This is a genomic window from Blastococcus carthaginiensis, from assembly GCF_030731085.1.
Lineage (GTDB): Bacteria > Actinomycetota > Actinomycetes > Mycobacteriales > Geodermatophilaceae > Blastococcus > Blastococcus carthaginiensis.
In genome coordinates, this window is record NZ_JASNFN010000021.1 from 18,913 (window position 1) to 35,187 (window position 16,275).

Consider the following 16,275-nt stretch of genomic DNA (forward strand, 5'->3'; position numbering starts at 1 on the left):
CATCAGGCGGTGGTGAACACGAGCGCGATGTTGTGCCCGCCGAAGCCGAACGAGTCGTTGACCGCCGCGGTGAGCTGCGCCTTGCGCGGCTCGCGGCGCACGATGTCGAGGGCCTGGACGGCGGCGTCGTCGTCGGGATCGTCGAGATTCGCCGTCGACGGCACGACCTGCTCGCGCAGCGCCAGGATGGTGAACACCGACTCCAGCGCCCCGGCGGCACCGAGCAGGTGACCGGTCTGGCTCTTGGTGGCGCTGACCAGCACGTGCTCGCCCAGCGACGAGCGGATCGCAGCGGCCTCGGCGGTGTCGCCGACCGGGGTCGAGGTCGCGTGGGCGTTGACGTGCCCGATGTCGGCGGGGGAGAGCCCGGCGTCGCGCAGCGCGGCGGTGATCGCCCGGCCGGCGCCCTCGCCCTCCGGGTGCGGCGCGACCAGGTCGTAGCCGTCGGCGGTCGCGCCGGCGCCGGCCAGCCGGGCGTGCACACGGGCACCCCGGGCGGCGGCGGAGTCGGCGCGCTCCAGGACCAGCGCGGCCGCGCCCTCGCCGAGCACGAACCCGTCGCGGCCCTTGTCGAACGGGCGGGAGGCGCGCTCGGGCTCGTCGTTGCGGGTGGACATGGCGCGCATGGCGGCGAACCCGGCCATGGGCAGCGGGTGGACGCACGCCTCGGCGCCGCCGACGAGCACGACGTCGGCGCGGTCGAAGCGGAGCAGGTCCAGGCCCCAGCGGATCGCCTCGGCGCCGGAGGCGCAGGCGCTCACCGGTGCGTGCACGCCGCCCCTGGCCCCGATGGCCAGGCCGACGGCGGCGGCGGGGCCGTTGGGCATGAGCATCGGGATGGTGAAGGGTGAGACCCGCTTGGGGCCCTTCTGCTCGAGCACGTCGTCCTGCCCGAGCAGCGTGAGCGCGCCGCCGATCCCGGTGCCGAAGACGACGGCGATCCGCTCGGGGGCCACGCCGGCGTCCGCGGCGCCGGACTCCGCCCAGGCCTGCTCGGCGGCGATGACCGCCACCTGCTGGCTGCGGTCCAGGCGCCGGGCGCGGACGCGGTCGATCTGCTCGGCGGGGTCGGTCGCGAGTCGGGCGACCAGTTGGGCCGGGAACTCCTGCACCCAGTCCTCGGTGATCCGGCTGACGCCCGAGCGGCCGGCGAGCAGGGCGTCCCAGGTACCGGCCACGTCTGCGCCGAGGGGCGTGGTGGCCCCGAGGCCGGTGACGACGACGTCGGTGGTGGACGGGCTCATGGGATCTCTCCTCGTGCGGACGACGGCCCGAAGGCCGGATCGGGGTCGGGTCCCGCCGACGGTCGGCCGGCGGGACCCGGGGGGTCAGCCCTGGTTGCTCTCGATGAAGCTGATGGCGTCGCCGACGGTCTTGATGTTGGCGAGCTGGTCGTCGGGGATGGCGACGCCGAACTTGTCCTCGACGGCGGTCGCGATCTCGACCATCGACAGGGAGTCGACGTCGAGGTCCTCGGTGAAGGACTTCTCCGGAGTGGCGTCGGCGGGGGTCACGCCCGCCACCTCCTCCAGGATCTCGGCGAGTCCGGCCTGGATCTCCTGGGTGCTGGCCAACGCGGGGTCCTCTCTCTCGGATGGGACGGCGACCCCGGGCGGGGGCGCCGTCGACGTCCGGGACGGGTGTCCCGGGGATCTGGGGGGAGCGGTGGGGCTCCCGGCCGGGCGGCTCACGGCAGCACGACGACCTGCCCGGCGAAGGTCAGGCCCGCCCCGTACCCGAGCAGGAGGGCGACGTCACCGCTCTTCGCCTCGCCGCTCTCCAGCAGGGCGGCCAGGGCCAGCGGGACCGAGGCCGAGGAGGTGTTGCCCGAGCGCACGATGTCGCGGGCGATGACGGTCCGCTCGGGCAGCTTCAGCCGCTTGGCCATCAGCTCGATGATCCGCAGGTTGGCCTGGTGCGGCGCGAAGACGTCGATGTCCTCGGGCCCGACGCCGGCGCGCCGCATGGCCTCGACCAGGGTCTCGGTGAGCTTCGTCGTCGCCCACCGGTACACCGCCTGGCCGGCCATGCTCATGCCGGTCTCGTCCGGGGGGATGGCGATCGCCTCGTGCAGATCGCCGTCGCTGCCCCAGACCGCCGGGCCGATGGCCGGCTCGTCGGACGCGGTGACGACCGCGGCGCCGGCGCCGTCGGCGAAGATCACCGCCGTCGCCCGGTCGTCGAGGTTGGTGTAGTCGGTGAGCCGCTCGCCGCCGATGACCAGGGCGTTGCGGGCGGTGCCGCTGCGGATCGCGTCGGACGCCGCGCTGAGCGCGTAGCACCAGCCGGCGCAGCCGGCGTTGAGGTCGAACGCGCCGGGGCGGGGCACCCCGAGCTGGTAGGCGATCCGCGGGGCGAGGCCCGGGATCGCCTTCGGGGGGCTGGTGGTCGCCAGCAGCACCAGGTCAATCTCGCTCGCGTCCAGGCCGCTGGCCGCCAGCGCCTTCCCGCCCGCCGCCACCGACATCTCGACCAGCGTCTCGTCGGGCTCGGCCCACCGGCGCTCGGCGATGCCGACCCGTGCCTGGACCCACTCGTCGTTGGTGTCCATGCGCTGGGCGAGGTCGTGGTTGGTCACCCGTCGCCGAGGGCGGTAGCTGCCGAACCCGACGATCCGTGCGCCCGGGGCTCCGGGGTCGAGCTTCAGCGTGGTCACGCGGTCACCTCCGGGTAGAGCCGGGCGATGGGGTCGCCGGCGTCGACGAGATCGCCGTCGTGCACCAGCCACTCGGCCAGCACGCCGTCGTAGCCGGCGGAGACGTTGACCTCCTCCCGGCGGCCGCGGATGCAGCCGAGCGGGGTGCCGGCGGGGAGGTGGGTGCCCTCGGCGATCTCCGCGGGGCTGACCGTCCCGCGGGCCGGGGCGACGACCATGCGCCAGTCGGGCAGGTGCTCGGCCTCGCTGCGGCCGCGCTCGGCGGCGATCAGCTCGCGGGCGCGGTCCAGGTCGGCGGGCGTGCTGACGGCGAGCACCTCGATGCCCGCGCCCTTCCACTCGCGTTTGGCCAGCCCGGCGAGGGCCCCCGCCGGCGGCAGCTCGAGGACGGCGGTGACGCCCAGCTCGCGCATCGTGGCCAGGCAGGAGTCGAAGCGCACCGGGCTGGTGACCTGGCTGACCAGGCGGGCCAGGACCTCGGTGCCGGAGTCGACGGCCGCGCCGTCGGCGTTGGAGAGCAGCAGCCGGCTCGGGTCGGCCGGGCGCAGGCCGCCCACCAGGCCCTCGAGCTCCTCGCGGGCCGGGGCCATGAAGCTGGTGTGGAATGCGCCGGCCACCGGCAGCGGCATGATCCGCGCCTTGGCCGGCGGCTCCGCCTTCAGCGCGGCCAGCCCGTCGAGGGGGCCGGCGACGACGACCTGCCCGGCGCCGTTCATGTTGGCCGGGGTCAGCCCGTGCCGCTCCAGCGCGGCGAGCACCTCGTCGGGGTCGCCGCCCAGGACGGCGGACATGCCGGTGGGCGTCCGGGCGCAGGCGGCGGCCATGGCCCGGCCGCGCACGGCGGTCAGCGCGATCGCCGCCTCGACGCTGAGCACGCCGGCGAGCGTCGCGGCGGTGAGCTCGCCCACGCTGTGCCCGGTGATGACGACGTCGCGCCCGGTGTGCGGGGTGTGCGCCACCGGGCCCGGCAGCCCGCCGAGCTCGCGGGCGACGAACAGGCTCATGGCGACCACCAGCGGCTGGGTGACCGCGGTGTCCTTGATCGCCTCGGCGTCCCCGGTCGTGCCGAGGGAGAGCAGGTCGGCGCCGGCGATGGCGCCGGCCCAGCGGAAGAAGGGTTCGGCCCCCGGGAGGTCGAGCCAGTCGGTCAGCATCCCGGGCTTCTGCGCACCCTGACCCGGGGCGAGGACGGCGAGCACCTGTTCACCGTGCCAGTGATCACCGGTCCCGCGCGCGGCGACCGGGTACGAAAGCACACCGCTGATCTTTGTGGGATTCCTCCAAAACACGCAGGCGTTCGGGGCCTCGGAGCGGCGAGCCGTGGTGGGAACCGGACGTCCGGGACTAGTGCCAGAGCGATCGGTCGCGGTCCAGCGCGGCCAGCGCGAGAGCCACCTGGAGCGTCCAGCTGCCCCGCGGATCGGTCGCCGACAGGCCGGTCAGCTCCGCCGCGCGGCGCAGCCGGTACCGCACGGTGTTGGGGTGCACGAAGATCGCCCGGGCGCTCGCCTCCAGGTTGCCGCCGGTGCTCAGCACGGCCCGCACGGTCTCCAGCACGCCGCCACCGGCCGAGCGCAGGGGCGCGGCGACCTGCTCGTGCAGCGCGGTCCGGGCCAGCGGGTCGCCGGCGAGCGCGCGCTCGGCCAGCAGGGCGTCGGCGGCGACGGGGCGCGGTGCCTCCGGCCACGCGCCCGCCGCGCGCAGCCCGGCGAGCGCCGCCGCGGCGGAGACGGCGGCGCGCCCCAGCCCGTCCACGACCGGGCCGGTGACCACCGGGCCCTGGCCGCACTCGTCCGCCACCCGCTCGGCCGCGGCCTCGAGGTCGCCGGTGCCGCCCAGGACGACCACCAGCTGGTCGGCGTGCACCCCGACCAGCACGTCGCAGTCCAGGCTGCGGGCGGCGCGGCGCACGGCCCCGTGCGGGTCGTCGACCGCGGTCGGCGTCGCCCCGACCACGACCAGCGCCGGGGTGCCGGCGGCCCAGCCCAGCGCGGCGGCCCGGCCGGAGAGCTCCTCCGAGCGCTCGCCGCGCACCAGCGCGTCGACGACCAGGGCCTCCAGCCGGGCGTCCCAGGCCCCCCGGCTCTCCGCGAAGCTCGCGTAGACGTGCGCGGTGGCGAAGGCGACCTCGCGGCTGAACTGCAGCACGGCCAGCCGCAGCGTCTCCTCGTCCCCGGGCTCGGCGACGGAGGTGACGCGCTCCTCCATCACCTCGACGGTGACCTTGATCAGGTCGACGGTCTGCTTGAGGGCCACCGCCCGGACCAGCTCGCGGGGCGCCGCGCCGAACACCTCGCCGGTGAGCCGCGGGGGTCGCCCGGGGCTGCGGCACCACTCGACGAGGGAGGCGATCCCCGCCTGGGCGACGAGGGTGACCCAGGAGCGCTGGTCGGCCGGCATGGCCCGGAACCAGGGCAGGTCGTCGTCCATGCGGGCGACGGCCTGCGTGGCCAACGACCCCGACGCGCGCTCCAGCCGCCGGAGCGTCGCGTCGCTCGGCGGGTGGTTGCTCACCCGGCTCACCGGGTCAGCGTGTCACGCCCACCGGGATCGGGGAGAGTGAGGCCGTGGACGTTCCCCCGGTCGGTGCCCCCGCGGAGGGGGCGGAGGGCCCGGCCTCGCGGGTGGTGCTCGCCCCCGACGACGGCTCGCTGGGCCCGCTGCTGCGGATCGCCGACGACCGGCTCGGCCCCGGCGAGGGCTACGGCCGGCACGACCACCGCGCCGTCGACGTCGTCGCCGTCGTGCTGGCCGGGGGGCTGCAGCACCGGTGGGGGCGCGGTGCCGACCTCGCCGCCGGTGACGTCGCGGTGCTGCGCGCCGGGGCGGGGCTGACCCACGACGAGGTGGCCGGCGACCGGGGTGCGCGGGTGCTGCAGTGCTATCTCCGCAGCGCCGCGCCCGCGGAGCCCGCGGCGCACGGGGTGCACCGGTCGGCCGCCGGCTGGGTGGACCTCGGGCGGCCCGACGCGCGGCTGTGGGTGGGTCGTGCGGAGCCGGGGGAGGAGGTCGTGCCGCCCGCCGGGCTGGTGCTGGTCGCCGGCGACGACGGCGTGCGGCCGCACGACGGGGGTGCGGTGCGCACCAGCGGCGCGGCCACCGTGCTGGTCTGGCAGCTCGACGCCGGCCGGCCGAGCTGGGCGTGCTGACCGGGCGACGGGCGCGATCCCGGTCCCGTGGGTGAGAGTGGGGGCATGCCGATCAGCTCCTCCGACGTGCTCGCCGCCGCGTACTCCGACGCCGACCGCACCATCGAGCTGCGCCGGCGGCTGCACCGGCACCCGGAGGTGGGGCTGCACCTGCCGAGGACGCAGGCGGCGGTGCTGGAGGCCTTCGCCGAGCTGCCGGTGGAGGTGACCACCGGCACCTCGACCAGCTCGGTCGTCGGCGTGCTCCGCGGCGCCCGGCCGGGGCCGACCTTCCTGCTCCGCGGCGACATGGACGCCCTGCCCGTGCAGGAGGACAGCGCCCTGCCGTTCGCCTCCGAGGTGCCCGGGGTGATGCACGCCTGCGGGCACGACACCCACGTGGCGATGCTGGTCGGCGCGGCGCGGTTGCTCGCGGCCCGCCGGGAGGAGCTGGCCGGCCAGGTCGTCTTCATGGTGCAGCCGGGGGAGGAGGGCTTCCACGGCGCCCGGTACATGCTGGAGGAGGGGCTGCTCGACGCCGTCCCCGAGGCGCCGGTGAGCGGTGCGTTCGCCCTGCACGTCTCCTCGACGATGCCGAGCGGCACGGTGAACCTCCGGCCCGGCCCGGTGATGGCCGCGGCCGACCAGTGGCGCATGACGCTCCGCGGGCGGGGTGGGCACGCCTCCGAGCCGCACGCGGCGGCCGACCCGATCCCGGTCGCGGCCGAGATCGTGCTGGCCGTGCAGGCGATGGTCACCCGCCGCGTCGACGTCTTCGACCCCGCCGTCGTGACCGTCGCGCACATCGAGGCGGGCAGCACGAACAACGTCATCCCCGACACCGCCTTCCTGGAGGGGACGATCCGCACCCTCTCCGCGGAGCGGCGGGCCGACGTCGTGGCCTCGGTCCAGCGGATCGCCACCCACGTCGCGGCCGCGCACGAGATGGAGCTGCACTGGGAGCACATCGAGGGCTACCCGGTGACCATGAACGACCCCGGCATGGCCGCCCGCGTGCTGACGACGGCGGCCGAGCTGCTGGGCCCGGAGGCGGCCGTGCTGATGCCGGCGCCGTTGATGGGTGCCGAGGACTTCTCCTACGTCCTCCAGCGGGTTCCCGGCGTGATGGCGTGGCTCGGCGCCCGCCCGCACGGCGTGGACCCCGCCACGGCCCCGCCCAACCACTCCAACCTGGTCGTGTTCGACGAGGAGCCGCTGCCGGCCGGCGTCGCCCTCTACGCGCAGATGGCGTTTCAGGCGCTCTCGGGCTGACGCTTCGCCGGGGTCCCGCAGAGGCATAGGAAGCTATTCATGCGTCCTGCGGCTCGATAGCGGGTGAAAAGCTTCCTATGCCTCTGGGGGAGGGCAGGGCCGAGGCGAGTGCCCAGGGCTTCAGGCGGAGGCGCGCCGGACCAGCGCGGTGCCGCAGAGACGGGCCTCGACCGCCGACCCGCCCGACCCGATCTGCTCGAGCAGCAGGTCGACCAGCGCGCCGGTCATCTCCTCCAGCGGCTGGGCCACGGTGGTGAGCGGCGGGTCGCAGGACGCCGCCACCTCCGCGTCGTCGAAGCCGACCACCGCGACGTCGTCCGGCACGCGCCGGCCGGCGGCACGCAGGACGCGCAGCGCGCCGACCGCCATGGGGTCGGAGGCGACGAAGACGGCGTCGAGGTCGGGGACCTCGCTCAGCAGCCGCGCCATGGCCCGGGAACCGCCGGCCTCGGTGAAGTCGCCCTCCGCGACCAGTTCCGGCCGGGCCGGCGTTCCGGCGGCGGCCAGGGCGGTCCGGTACCCGGTGAGCCGGTCGAGGCCCGCCACCATGTCGAGCGGACCGGCGACCGTGCCGATCCGGGAGCGCCCCAGCTGCAGCAGGTGGGTGGTGGCGGCCGCGGCCCCGCCGACGTTGTCGGCGTCGACGTAGGGCACCGCCCGGCCGTCGAAGGGGCGCCCCGAGAGCACCAGCGGCACGGGGGAGCGGGCGAGCAGGTCGGGCAGCAGGTCGTCGCGGTGCAGCGAGATGAGGATGACGCCGTCGACGTGCCCCTGCTGCACGTACCGGGCGACCTTCTCCTGCTCCCGGCCGCCCCGGGCGGCCAGCAGGACCAGGTTCAGCTCGGTGTCGGCCAGCCGGGCGGACAGCCCGCGGACGATGCGGGCGAAGAAGGGGTCGGCGAAGATCTGGGTGTTCGACTCCGAGAGCACCAGGGCGATCGTGTCGGTGCGCCGGGTGACGAGGCTGCGGGCCATCCGGTTGGGCACGTAGCGCAGCGCCTCCACCGCGGCGTGCACCGCGTCCCGCGCCGCCGGGCTGACGCGCGGCGAGTCGTTGATGACCCGCGAGACGGTGGCGCGGGAGACCCCGGCGAGCGCGGCCACCTGCTCCAGCGTGGGCGTCGGAGGGCGCGCAGCGGTGGTCGTCATGGCAGCTCCTCGGTGGTGACGGGCGGCGACCGCACGGGGCCACCGGGTGGTCACGGTAGTGCGCGAGCGGCCGCCGCACGAGATGTCCGCAGGGCGCGGGAGCATCGGGCGAGGCGTTCGGGCGCCGGGTGTGAGAGCGTTCCCACCGCGTCGGGCGCACACCCTGCCGACCGGCGCCCCGGACCGACCGACCCGCCAAGGAGCAGCGCGCCCATGTCCTCGACCGACATCCGTCCGGAGCTCGCCGGAGGGCTCACCTTCCCGCCCGGGTTCTTCTTCGGCGCCGCCACGGCCGCCTACCAGATCGAGGGCGCCGTCGACGCCGACGGCCGCGGGCCCTCCATCTGGGACACCTTCAGCCACACCCCCGGCCGCACGTTCCGGGGCGACACCGGCGACGTCGCCGTGGAGCACTACACCCGGTACCCCGAGGACGTCGCGCTGATGGAGGAGCTGGGGCTCTCGGCCTACCGGTTCTCCGTGGCCTGGCCGCGGGTGCTGCCCGAGGGGGGCGGACGCGTGGAGCAGCGGGGCCTCGACTTCTACCGCCGCCTGGTCGACGAGCTGCTGGAGCGGGGCGTGGACCCGTGGCTGACGCTCTACCACTGGGACCTGCCCCAGGCGCTGCAGGACCGCGGCGGCTGGACCGACCGGGACACCTCGGCCCGCTTCGCCGACTACGCCGGCATCGTCCACGACGCGCTCGGGGACCGGGTGCGGCACTGGTCGACGCTCAACGAGCCGATGGTGAGCGCGCTCCTCGGCCACCAGTCGGGCGCGCACGCGCCGGGCATCCGCGACGCCGTCTCGGCTTCGCGGGCGGTGCACCACCTGCTGCTCGGGCACGGCCTGGCCACCCGGGTGCTGCGCGACAAGGGCGCCGACCACTTGGGCATCACGCTGAACTTCACGCCGATGTCCCCGGCGAGCGATCGGCCCGAGGACCTGGACGCCGCCCGGCGGCTCGACGGGCAGCAGAACCGGATGTTCCTGCTGCCGGTCGCCACCGGCGCCTACCCCGAGGACGTCGTCGCCGACCTGGCCGCCGCCGGCGCGCCCCTGCCGGTGGAGGACGGCGACCTCGAGGTGATCGGTGCGCCGCTGGACTGGCTCGGCGTCAACTACTACTTCGAGCAGACGGTGCGCGCGGGTGCCCGGCCCGAGGGCATGCCGCCCACCTCGTTCATCGGCGGGGAGGACGCCGTCGAGCTGGACCCCGAGGGCGTCACGACGACGATGGGCTGGGGCGTGAGCCCGGAGGCGTTCACCCGGTTGCTGCGGTGGATCGGGGAGCAGGCCCCCGGCCTGCCGCTGGTCATCACCGAGAACGGCTCGGCGTGGGACGACGAGGTCTCGCCCGACGGGGCCGTGCACGACCCCGAGCGGACCGACTTCCTGCTGCGGCACCTCGCGGCGCTGCGCACCGCCATGGACGACGGCGTCGACGTCCGTGGCTACTTCGCCTGGTCGCTGCTGGACAACTACGAGTGGGCCCGGGGCTACGCCCAGCGGTTCGGCCTCGTGCACGTGGACTACGAGACCCAGCGCCGCACGATCAAGGACAGCGGCCGGGTCTACGCCGACCTCATCCGCCGCCACCGCGAGCAGGGCTGAGACGACGAGGGGACGCCGAGCAGTGCTCGGCGCCCCCTCGCTCGCTCAGGTGGCCGGGCTGGGGTCCGACCGCTCCTCGGCCGGCGCGGCCTGCACGTCCCGGATCCGGTACTTCTCCACGGCCTCGCGCACCTTCGCCCGGTCGACCTGCCCCTCGTCGGCCAGCGAGGCCAGCGTGCGCACCACGATCGACTCGGCGTCGACGTGGAAGTGCCGCCGCAGCGCCGGGCGGGTGTCGGAGAGACCGAACCCGTCGGTGCCGAGCGTCGCCATGCCACCGGGCACGTACGGCGCGATCAGGTCGGGCACCGCCCGCATCCAGTCCGACACCGCGACGACCGGGCCCACCGTCTCCTGCAGCCGCGCGGTGACGTACGGCGTGCGCGGCTCCTCCTCCGGGTGCAGGAGGTTGTGCTCCTGGCACTCGTCGGCCTGCCGGCGCAGCTCGTTCCAGGAGGTGATCGACCAGACGTCGGCGCTCACCCCCCAGTCCTGCGCCAGCAGCTCCTGCGCCCGCAGCGCCCACGGCACGGCGACGCCGGAGGCGAGCACCTGCGCCTTGACCTCGCCGGCCGCGCCGTCGTCGGCCCGCGGGCCCTCCGCGTAGCGGTACATGCCGGCCAGCAGGCCCTGCACGTCGAGGTCCTCGGGCTCGGCCGGCTGGTTGAACGGCTCGTTGTAGACCGTCAGGTAGTACATGACGTCGGGGGAGCGGGAGCCGCCCAGCGGCGCGCCCGGGTCCTCGCCGTACATGCGCACCAGGGCGTCCCTGGTGATGTGCGCGACCTCGTAGGAGAACGCCGGGTCGTAGGAGACGACGGCGGGGTTGGTCTGCGCCAGCAGCAGCGAGTGGCCGTCCTCGTGCTGCAGCCCCTCGCCGTTGAGCGTCGTCCGCCCGGCGGTGGCGCCGAGCAGGAAGCCGCGGGTCATCTGGTCGGCGGCGGCCCAGATCGAGTCGCCGGTGCGCTGGAACCCGAACATCGAGTAGAAGATGTAGATCGGGATCATCGGCTCGCCGTGCGTCGCGTACGAGGAGCCGACGGCGGTGAACGACGCCGTGGAACCCGCCTCGTTGATGCCCTCGTGCAGGATCTGCCCCTGCTCGGACTCCTTGTAGGTCAGCATCAGCTCGCGGTCGACCGAGGTGTAGCGCTGGCCGGCCGGGTTGTAGATCTTCTGCGACGGGAACAGGGAGTCCATCCCGAACGTGCGCGCCTCGTCGGGGATGATCGGCACGAAGCGCGGGCCGAGCTCCTTGTCCTTGAGCAGCTCCTTGAGCAGGCGGACGAACGCCATCGTCGTCGCCACCTCCTGCTTGCCCGAGCCGCGGCGCAGGACGTCGAGGGCCTTGTCGTCGGGCGCCTTGAGCGTCTTGAACTCCGACCGGCGGCGCGGTACCGCCCCGCCGAGGGCCCGGCGCCGCTCGAGCATGTACTGCATCTCGTCGGAGTCGGGGTCGGGCTTGTAGTAGGGCGGCAGGGTCTTGTCCAGCGCCGAGTCGGGGATGTCCAGGTAGAGCCGGTCGCGGAAGGCGGCGAGGTCCTCGGCGGTCAGCTTCTTCATCTGGTGCGTGGAGTTGCGGCCCTCGAAGTGGCTGCCGAGGGTCCAGCCCTTGATGGTCTTGGCCAGGATGACCGTCGGCTGGCCCTTGTGCTCGACCGCGGCCTTGTAGGCGGCGTAGACCTTGCGGTAGTCGTGGCCACCGCGGGCGAGGTCCCAGACCTCCTTGTCGCTCATCCCCTCGACGAGCTTGCGGGTGCGGGGGTCACGCCCGAAGAAGTGCTCGCGGACGAAGGCGCCGTCCTCGGCCTTGTAGGTCTGGTAGTCGCCGTCGGGCGTGGTGTTCATCAGGTTGACCAGCGCACCGTCGCGGTCGGCGGCCAGCAGCTTGTCCCAGCCGCGGCCCCAGATCACCTTGATGACGTTCCAGCCGGCGCCCCGGAAGAACGACTCCAGCTCCTGGATCACCTTGCCGTTGCCGCGCACCGGGCCGTCGAGCCGCTGCAGGTTGCAGTTGACGACGAAGGTGAGGTTGTCCAGCTCCTCGCGGGCGGCCAGGCCGATGGCGCCGAGCGACTCGGGCTCGTCCATCTCGCCGTCGCCGAGGAACGCCCACACGTGCTGGTCGGAGGTGTCCTTGACGCCGCGCGCGTGCAGGTAGCGGTTGAACCGCGCCTGGTAGATCGCGTTGAGCGGGCCGAGCCCCATCGAGACGGTGGGGAACTCCCAGAAGTCGGGCATCAGCCGCGGGTGCGGGTAGGACGACAGCCCGCCGCCGGGGTGGCTGACCTCCTGGCGGAAGCCGTCGAGCTGGTCCTCGGTCAGCCGGCCCTCGAGGAACGCGCGGGCGTAGATGCCGGGGGAGGCATGTCCCTGGAACCAGATCTGGTCGCCGCCGCCGGGGTGGTCCTTGCCGCGGAAGAAGTGGTTGAAGCCGACCTCGTACAGCGAGGCCGACGACGCGTAGGAGGAGATGTGCCCGCCGACGCCGATACCCGGCCGCTGCGCGCGGTGGACCATGATTGCGGCGTTCCACCGGATGTAGGCGCGGATCCGGCGCTCGGCGTCCTCGTCGCCGGGGAACCAGGGCTCGCGCTCCGGCGGGATGGTGTTGATGTAGTCGGTGCTGCGCAGGGCGGGCACGCCCACCTGCTGCTCACGGCTGCGCTGCAGCATCCGGAGCATCAGGTAGCGGGCCCGTCCGCGGCCGGCGTGGTCGACGACGGCGTCGAGGGACTCCAGCCACTCCTGCGTCTCGTCGGGGTCGGTGTCGACCAGCTGGCTGGGGAGCCCGTCGGTGATGACCGCGCGGGCCTGTCCTGCGCGGGCGGGGTCGCCGTCCGGCTGCTGCGGTGCGCTCATGCGCCCATCGTCTCCCGACGACGTCGTCCTCGTCACGTCCCGCCGCGATCTGCCGGCGAAGTCGTGTCGGGAGGACACGCCCCACCCGCGCACCGGTGCGCTCGGTGCACGCAGGCTTGCGCCCCGCCCGCTATGCCCTACGCTTCCGCCTGCGGTGCCTCGACGAGACGGGCACCGTCCGGACACCCGGCCACGAGGGTCGGGCGACGGGCGCGCGACGACCGCGAGAGGGGTGACATGACCGGGGTGCGGGTGGTTCTCCCGCTGGTCGTGTCGATCGCCGCCGCGTGTCCGTCCTCCGCCCGCTCGGTCCGCCCGTGACGCGCTCCCGCGCGGTCGCCGGCCCGGCCGGGCACCGTCCACCCCACACCAGGCGAGCAGCAGGCCGACCCATGGAGGAGCAGCAGGGATGAGCGTCGACAGCACCGGCATGGCGGCCCGGTTGGGCATCAAGCCGGGCATGGTCGTGCAGGAACTCGGCTGGAGCGAGGACGCCGACGAGGACCTGCGTGACTCGATCGTCGAGGCCTCCGGCAGCGAGATGGTGGACGAGGACACCGACGAGGTGGCCGACGTCGTCGTCCTCTGGTGGCGGGAGGACGATGGCGATCTCTTCGACGCCCTCACCGACGCGCTGACCTCGCTGGCCGACGAGGGCGTCGTCTGGCTGCTGGTGCCGAAGTCGGGCCGGCCCGGGCACGTCGAGCCGGGCGACGTCACCGAGGTCGCCCCCACGGCCGGGCTCTCGCAGACCAGCAGCATCTCCGCGGCGAAGGACTGGTCGGGCATCCGGCTGGTCACCCCGAAGGCGGCCCGCAGCCGCCGCTGAGGCAGCATGTGGCGCCATGAGCCTCTCCGTCGGTGACCGCGCCCCCGAGTTCAACCTGCCCGATCAGGACAAGCAGGTCGTGTCCCTGGCGGATCTCCGCGGCACCCCCGTGCTGCTGGTCTTCTACCCCTTCGCCTTCTCCGGCATCTGCACCGGCGAGCTGTGCCAGCTGCGCGACGAGCTGACGAACTACACCGACGCGGGCGTGACGGTGCTGGCCATCAGCACCGACCCGGTCTTCAGCCTCAAGGCGTTCAAGGCGCAGGAGAACCTCGACTTCACCCTGCTCTCGGACTTCTGGCCGCACGGTGCCGTGGCCCAGGCCTACGGCGTGTTCAACGAGAAGGCGGGCATGGCCCTGCGCGGCACCTTCCTGGTCGACGCCGACGGTGCGATCGCCTTCGCCGAGGTCAACGGCCCCGGCGACGCGCGCGAGCAGTCCGGCTGGAAGGACGCCGTCGCCGCGCTCGCGGCCTGAGGACGGGCGCCCGGGGCCCTACCCTGGGCGCGCGGGGCGTGTAGCTCAGCGGTAGAGCTCTCGGCTTACAACCGAGCGGTCGCAGGTTCGAACCCTGTCGCGCCCACCCCTCCCGCGCCGCCGCCGTGGCGCCACGCAGTCGACAGTCGTCCCTACTGCGCTGGTCTGCAGGTGGATTCGTCGACCGGAGCTGGACCCAACTCCCGTGCGACGGCGCACCATTCCTCTTGTGCGAGCTGGCTGGAGCCCTGACGCCTGCCGTGGCGGCGAGCATCTGCACGGATATGGCGGACGCTGGTACCACCTGGAGGCGGTCTGGCCCGCGCGGGCGAATGCGCGCGCCAACTGCGCGCACCTTGTCCGAGGCGAGGCGAGGTGACCCGTCGGCGATCGATCTAGAGAATGCGATAGTGGTGCATCGCGGCCGCCTGGGTCAGCGCAGACGGCACCGCCTGCGCGATGTCGTCAACGGTGGACGTGACTTCCTGTAAATCCACGGTTTCGCCCCAGAAGGTGAGCGTGTCAGCCGTCGGACGCCAAAGCCCGTAAATCCGGTCGTACACCGTCGTGGTCCCGGCGCTTCTCATCTCGGGAGGCGAATCCGTGACCAGCCACGACATCCTCATTCGGCCGAACCTGGGATCGTCCCCCATCAGTCGGTCCTCTTCGGCGAGATGCTTGAAGAGCCGCTCGTCCATGTGCTCGAAGCTGTTGCGAACCTTCCGTACCAGGGTCGGTTCGACAGCGGCCAGCCCTAGGAGGCGTCGGAGCACCTCTCGTTCGGCGGGGTACTTCTGTGAGTTCCAGAGCAGCTTGAATAGGTTCGTCGCGGCCGTGGTCATCGAAGTCAGTCCCAGCCACAGCTCGTCGGATGCGTTTGTGTAGGCAACCGATCGATGCAGGTCGTGCTGAGCGATTTGCGCATCCACATCATCTTCGGATGTGGCCACTGGAAGAAGGGCCTCCAGGCGTTGCATCTCGTCCCAGGCCCGGTCCCGCAGGGTGCGAGCAGCATCGAACGTCTGGCAGTGGTTCCGGACAAGTCCGAGTGCGAAGGTCGTCCCGAAGTAATTCACAGCTGCGGGCCTTCCGATGGTTCTCCGAGGCGTCAACCAGGTGCACTTTGCGCATGTCTGTGTGCAGGGGCGGACATACCGGCCCGCTACCGATATCGGGCTCGAAAAGCGTTGGCGCGCCACCGGCGCGAGCGGGAACCCATCGGACCCGGCACACAGGTGTCGGCCCGTGGTGGTCTCCGGGGGCGGGAGGCGACCACGGGCCGGCAGTCGATGAGGTCGACGGGGCCCGTCAGGCGGCGGCGATGTCCACCGGGCCCGGCGCCGCCGGCTCGGCCGGCTTCGGGAAGGCCGGGCGCAGGAACGCCGGTGCCTTGAACGGGGCCCACTCGCCCTCGGGCTGCGCCAGCCGGTCGGCGATCGCCCACAGCGCCGCCGGGTGGTGGCCGATGCCGAGGTGGCTCGCGGTGACCGCAATGTTCTCGCAGCGCTCGCCGGGCGTGTTCAGGCAGGTCTGCCAGTGCACGATGCCGTCGTAGTGCGAGTAGATCGACGTCGCCGGCACCGGCAGCGGGCAGCCCTCGGGCTCCAGCGGGAACTGCCGCTGCTCCACGTGCAGGTGCGCGTAGCGGTCGAACGCCTTGGAGGCCCGGGTCTGGGTGTGCCGCTCGATGCGGAACGGGCTGCCGAGGGTGATCACCTGGCGTACCGCGTCGGGGCACTGGCGGGCGAGGTCGCGGGCGAAGATCCCGCCCAGGCTCCAGCCGATCACCGTGACCTCGCGGCGATACCGGTTGTGCAGGTAGTCGAGCTTGTCGCGCAGGCCGTTCACGCAGATGGCGGTCGGCCCGATGTTGCGGCCCAGCCCCCAGCCGTGCACCCGGTAGCCGAGCCGGCGGAGCGTCGCCCGCAGCACCCGCGTCGAGGTGTCGTCGGCCAGCAGGCCGGGAAGGACCAGCACCGGGTGCCCGTCACCCTTCGGCAGCCGCTGGGCGAGCGGACGGGCCGCCAGGTAGAGGCCGTAGTCCGCGAACGCCCGCGTGGGCTCGCTCAGGTAGAGCGGGAGTGCCGGACCATCACCCTGCTGTCGTGCCACGTCGTCCTCCTGGCTGCCGTCCGTTCGTGGAAGGGCCCTACCAAGATGCGGCCTGGCTCACACCTGCCGGCCCTGAACGCGCGGGCACATGTTGCCGAACTGTGTCCTGAGTCATAGCGGTCGCTCGCGTTCCGTCGCGGCCGGCGGACAGGGGCGGTGCTGCGGCCGTCGGCAC

At 73.7% G+C, this 16,275-nt stretch carries 14 protein-coding genes and 1 tRNA gene; 6 read left to right on the forward strand and 9 right to left on the reverse strand.

What is annotated here, in order from left to right; genetic code table 11:
• Positions 1-2: 2 nt before the first annotated feature.
• The 5 genes from QOZ88_RS16155 to QOZ88_RS16175 all read right to left on the reverse strand — a co-directional run bounded on the left by QOZ88_RS16155 (position 3) and on the right by QOZ88_RS16175 (position 5,179).
• The gene (locus QOZ88_RS16155; protein WP_306000757.1) at positions 3-1,244 is read right to left on the reverse strand and encodes a beta-ketoacyl-[acyl-carrier-protein] synthase family protein; all 1,242 of its coding nucleotides are present in this window, start codon (positions 1,242-1,244) and stop codon (positions 3-5) included.
• Between the two features lie 84 nt (positions 1,245-1,328).
• Positions 1,329-1,574: an acyl carrier protein gene (locus tag QOZ88_RS16160; RefSeq protein ID WP_236825729.1), complete on the reverse strand. Its 246-nt coding sequence runs from the start codon at positions 1,572-1,574 to the stop codon at positions 1,329-1,331.
• A 113-nt stretch (positions 1,575-1,687) separates the two neighbouring features.
• On the reverse strand, positions 1,688-2,656 hold the full coding sequence (locus QOZ88_RS16165) for a beta-ketoacyl-ACP synthase III (protein ID WP_306000758.1): 969 nt from the start codon (positions 2,654-2,656) through the stop codon (positions 1,688-1,690).
• Entirely contained in the window at positions 2,653-3,912 is a 1,260-nt protein-coding gene (locus tag QOZ88_RS16170) for an acyltransferase domain-containing protein (protein ID WP_306000759.1), read from the reverse strand. Before QOZ88_RS16170 ends, QOZ88_RS16165 begins: the two co-directional genes overlap by 4 nt.
• A gap of 88 nt (positions 3,913-4,000) precedes the next feature.
• Complete coding sequence (locus tag QOZ88_RS16175) at positions 4,001-5,179, reverse strand: PucR family transcriptional regulator (RefSeq protein ID WP_306000760.1); 1,179 nt, start codon at positions 5,177-5,179, stop codon at positions 4,001-4,003.
• A 44-nt stretch (positions 5,180-5,223) separates the two neighbouring features.
• On the opposite strand from QOZ88_RS16175, the gene QOZ88_RS16180 reads away from it, so the two are divergent.
• Both QOZ88_RS16180 and QOZ88_RS16185 read left to right on the forward strand, forming a co-directional pair.
• On the forward strand, positions 5,224-5,805 hold the full coding sequence (locus QOZ88_RS16180) for a pirin family protein (protein ID WP_306000761.1): 582 nt from the start codon (positions 5,224-5,226) through the stop codon (positions 5,803-5,805).
• Between the two features lie 45 nt (positions 5,806-5,850).
• On the forward strand, positions 5,851-7,056 hold the full coding sequence (locus QOZ88_RS16185; RefSeq protein ID WP_306000762.1) for a M20 metallopeptidase family protein: 1,206 nt from the start codon (positions 5,851-5,853) through the stop codon (positions 7,054-7,056).
• Between the two features lie 120 nt (positions 7,057-7,176).
• On the opposite strand, the gene QOZ88_RS16190 is transcribed toward QOZ88_RS16185, so the two are convergent.
• Positions 7,177-8,205 (reverse strand): LacI family DNA-binding transcriptional regulator, encoded by a 1,029-nt coding sequence (locus QOZ88_RS16190; RefSeq protein WP_306000763.1) that lies wholly within the window; start codon positions 8,203-8,205, stop codon positions 7,177-7,179.
• 213 nt (positions 8,206-8,418) lie between these two features.
• On the opposite strand from QOZ88_RS16190, the gene QOZ88_RS16195 reads away from it, so the two are divergent.
• Positions 8,419-9,819 carry a GH1 family beta-glucosidase gene (locus QOZ88_RS16195; RefSeq protein WP_306000764.1) on the forward strand — a complete coding sequence of 467 codons (1,401 nt, stop codon included), beginning with the start codon at positions 8,419-8,421 and terminating at the stop codon, positions 9,817-9,819.
• Positions 9,820-9,864: 45 nt separating this feature from the next.
• On the opposite strand, the gene aceE is transcribed toward QOZ88_RS16195, so the two are convergent.
• On the reverse strand, positions 9,865-12,681 hold the full coding sequence (gene aceE, locus QOZ88_RS16200) for a pyruvate dehydrogenase (acetyl-transferring), homodimeric type (RefSeq protein ID WP_306000765.1): 2,817 nt from the start codon (positions 12,679-12,681) through the stop codon (positions 9,865-9,867).
• 409 nt (positions 12,682-13,090) lie between these two features.
• Here aceE and QOZ88_RS16205 point away from each other — a divergent pair, with 409 nt between their 5' ends.
• The 3 genes from QOZ88_RS16205 to QOZ88_RS16215 all read left to right on the forward strand — a co-directional run bounded on the left by QOZ88_RS16205 (position 13,091) and on the right by QOZ88_RS16215 (position 14,094).
• Complete coding sequence (locus tag QOZ88_RS16205; protein WP_091934642.1) at positions 13,091-13,510, forward strand: DUF3052 domain-containing protein; 420 nt, start codon at positions 13,091-13,093, stop codon at positions 13,508-13,510.
• Between the two features lie 16 nt (positions 13,511-13,526).
• Entirely contained in the window at positions 13,527-13,988 is a 462-nt protein-coding gene (locus QOZ88_RS16210) for a peroxiredoxin (protein ID WP_306000766.1), read from the forward strand.
• A 34-nt stretch (positions 13,989-14,022) separates the two neighbouring features.
• A tRNA-Val gene (locus tag QOZ88_RS16215) sits at positions 14,023-14,094 on the forward strand.
• A gap of 289 nt (positions 14,095-14,383) precedes the next feature.
• On the opposite strand, the gene QOZ88_RS16220 is transcribed toward QOZ88_RS16215, so the two are convergent.
• The gene (locus tag QOZ88_RS16220) at positions 14,384-15,064 is read right to left on the reverse strand and encodes a hypothetical protein (RefSeq protein ID WP_306000767.1); all 681 of its coding nucleotides are present in this window, start codon (positions 15,062-15,064) and stop codon (positions 14,384-14,386) included.
• A 232-nt stretch (positions 15,065-15,296) separates the two neighbouring features.
• Complete coding sequence (locus QOZ88_RS16225) at positions 15,297-16,100, reverse strand: esterase/lipase family protein (RefSeq protein ID WP_306000768.1); 804 nt, start codon at positions 16,098-16,100, stop codon at positions 15,297-15,299.
• Positions 16,101-16,275: the final 175 nt, after the last annotated feature.

Coding starts and splice junctions, on each gene's coding strand:
- QOZ88_RS16155 (WP_306000757.1), bottom strand. CDS start 1,244: ATGAGCCCGTCCACCACCGACGTCGTCGTCACCGGCCTCGGGGCCACC.
- QOZ88_RS16185 (WP_306000762.1), top strand. CDS start 5,851: ATGCCGATCAGCTCCTCCGACGTGCTCGCCGCCGCGTACTCCGACGCC.
- QOZ88_RS16190 (WP_306000763.1), bottom strand. CDS start 8,205: ATGACGACCACCGCTGCGCGCCCTCCGACGCCCACGCTGGAGCAGGTG.
- QOZ88_RS16195 (WP_306000764.1), top strand. CDS start 8,419: ATGTCCTCGACCGACATCCGTCCGGAGCTCGCCGGAGGGCTCACCTTC.
- aceE (WP_306000765.1), bottom strand. CDS start 12,681: ATGAGCGCACCGCAGCAGCCGGACGGCGACCCCGCCCGCGCAGGACAG.
- QOZ88_RS16205 (WP_091934642.1), top strand. CDS start 13,091: ATGAGCGTCGACAGCACCGGCATGGCGGCCCGGTTGGGCATCAAGCCG.
- QOZ88_RS16210 (WP_306000766.1), top strand. CDS start 13,527: ATGAGCCTCTCCGTCGGTGACCGCGCCCCCGAGTTCAACCTGCCCGAT.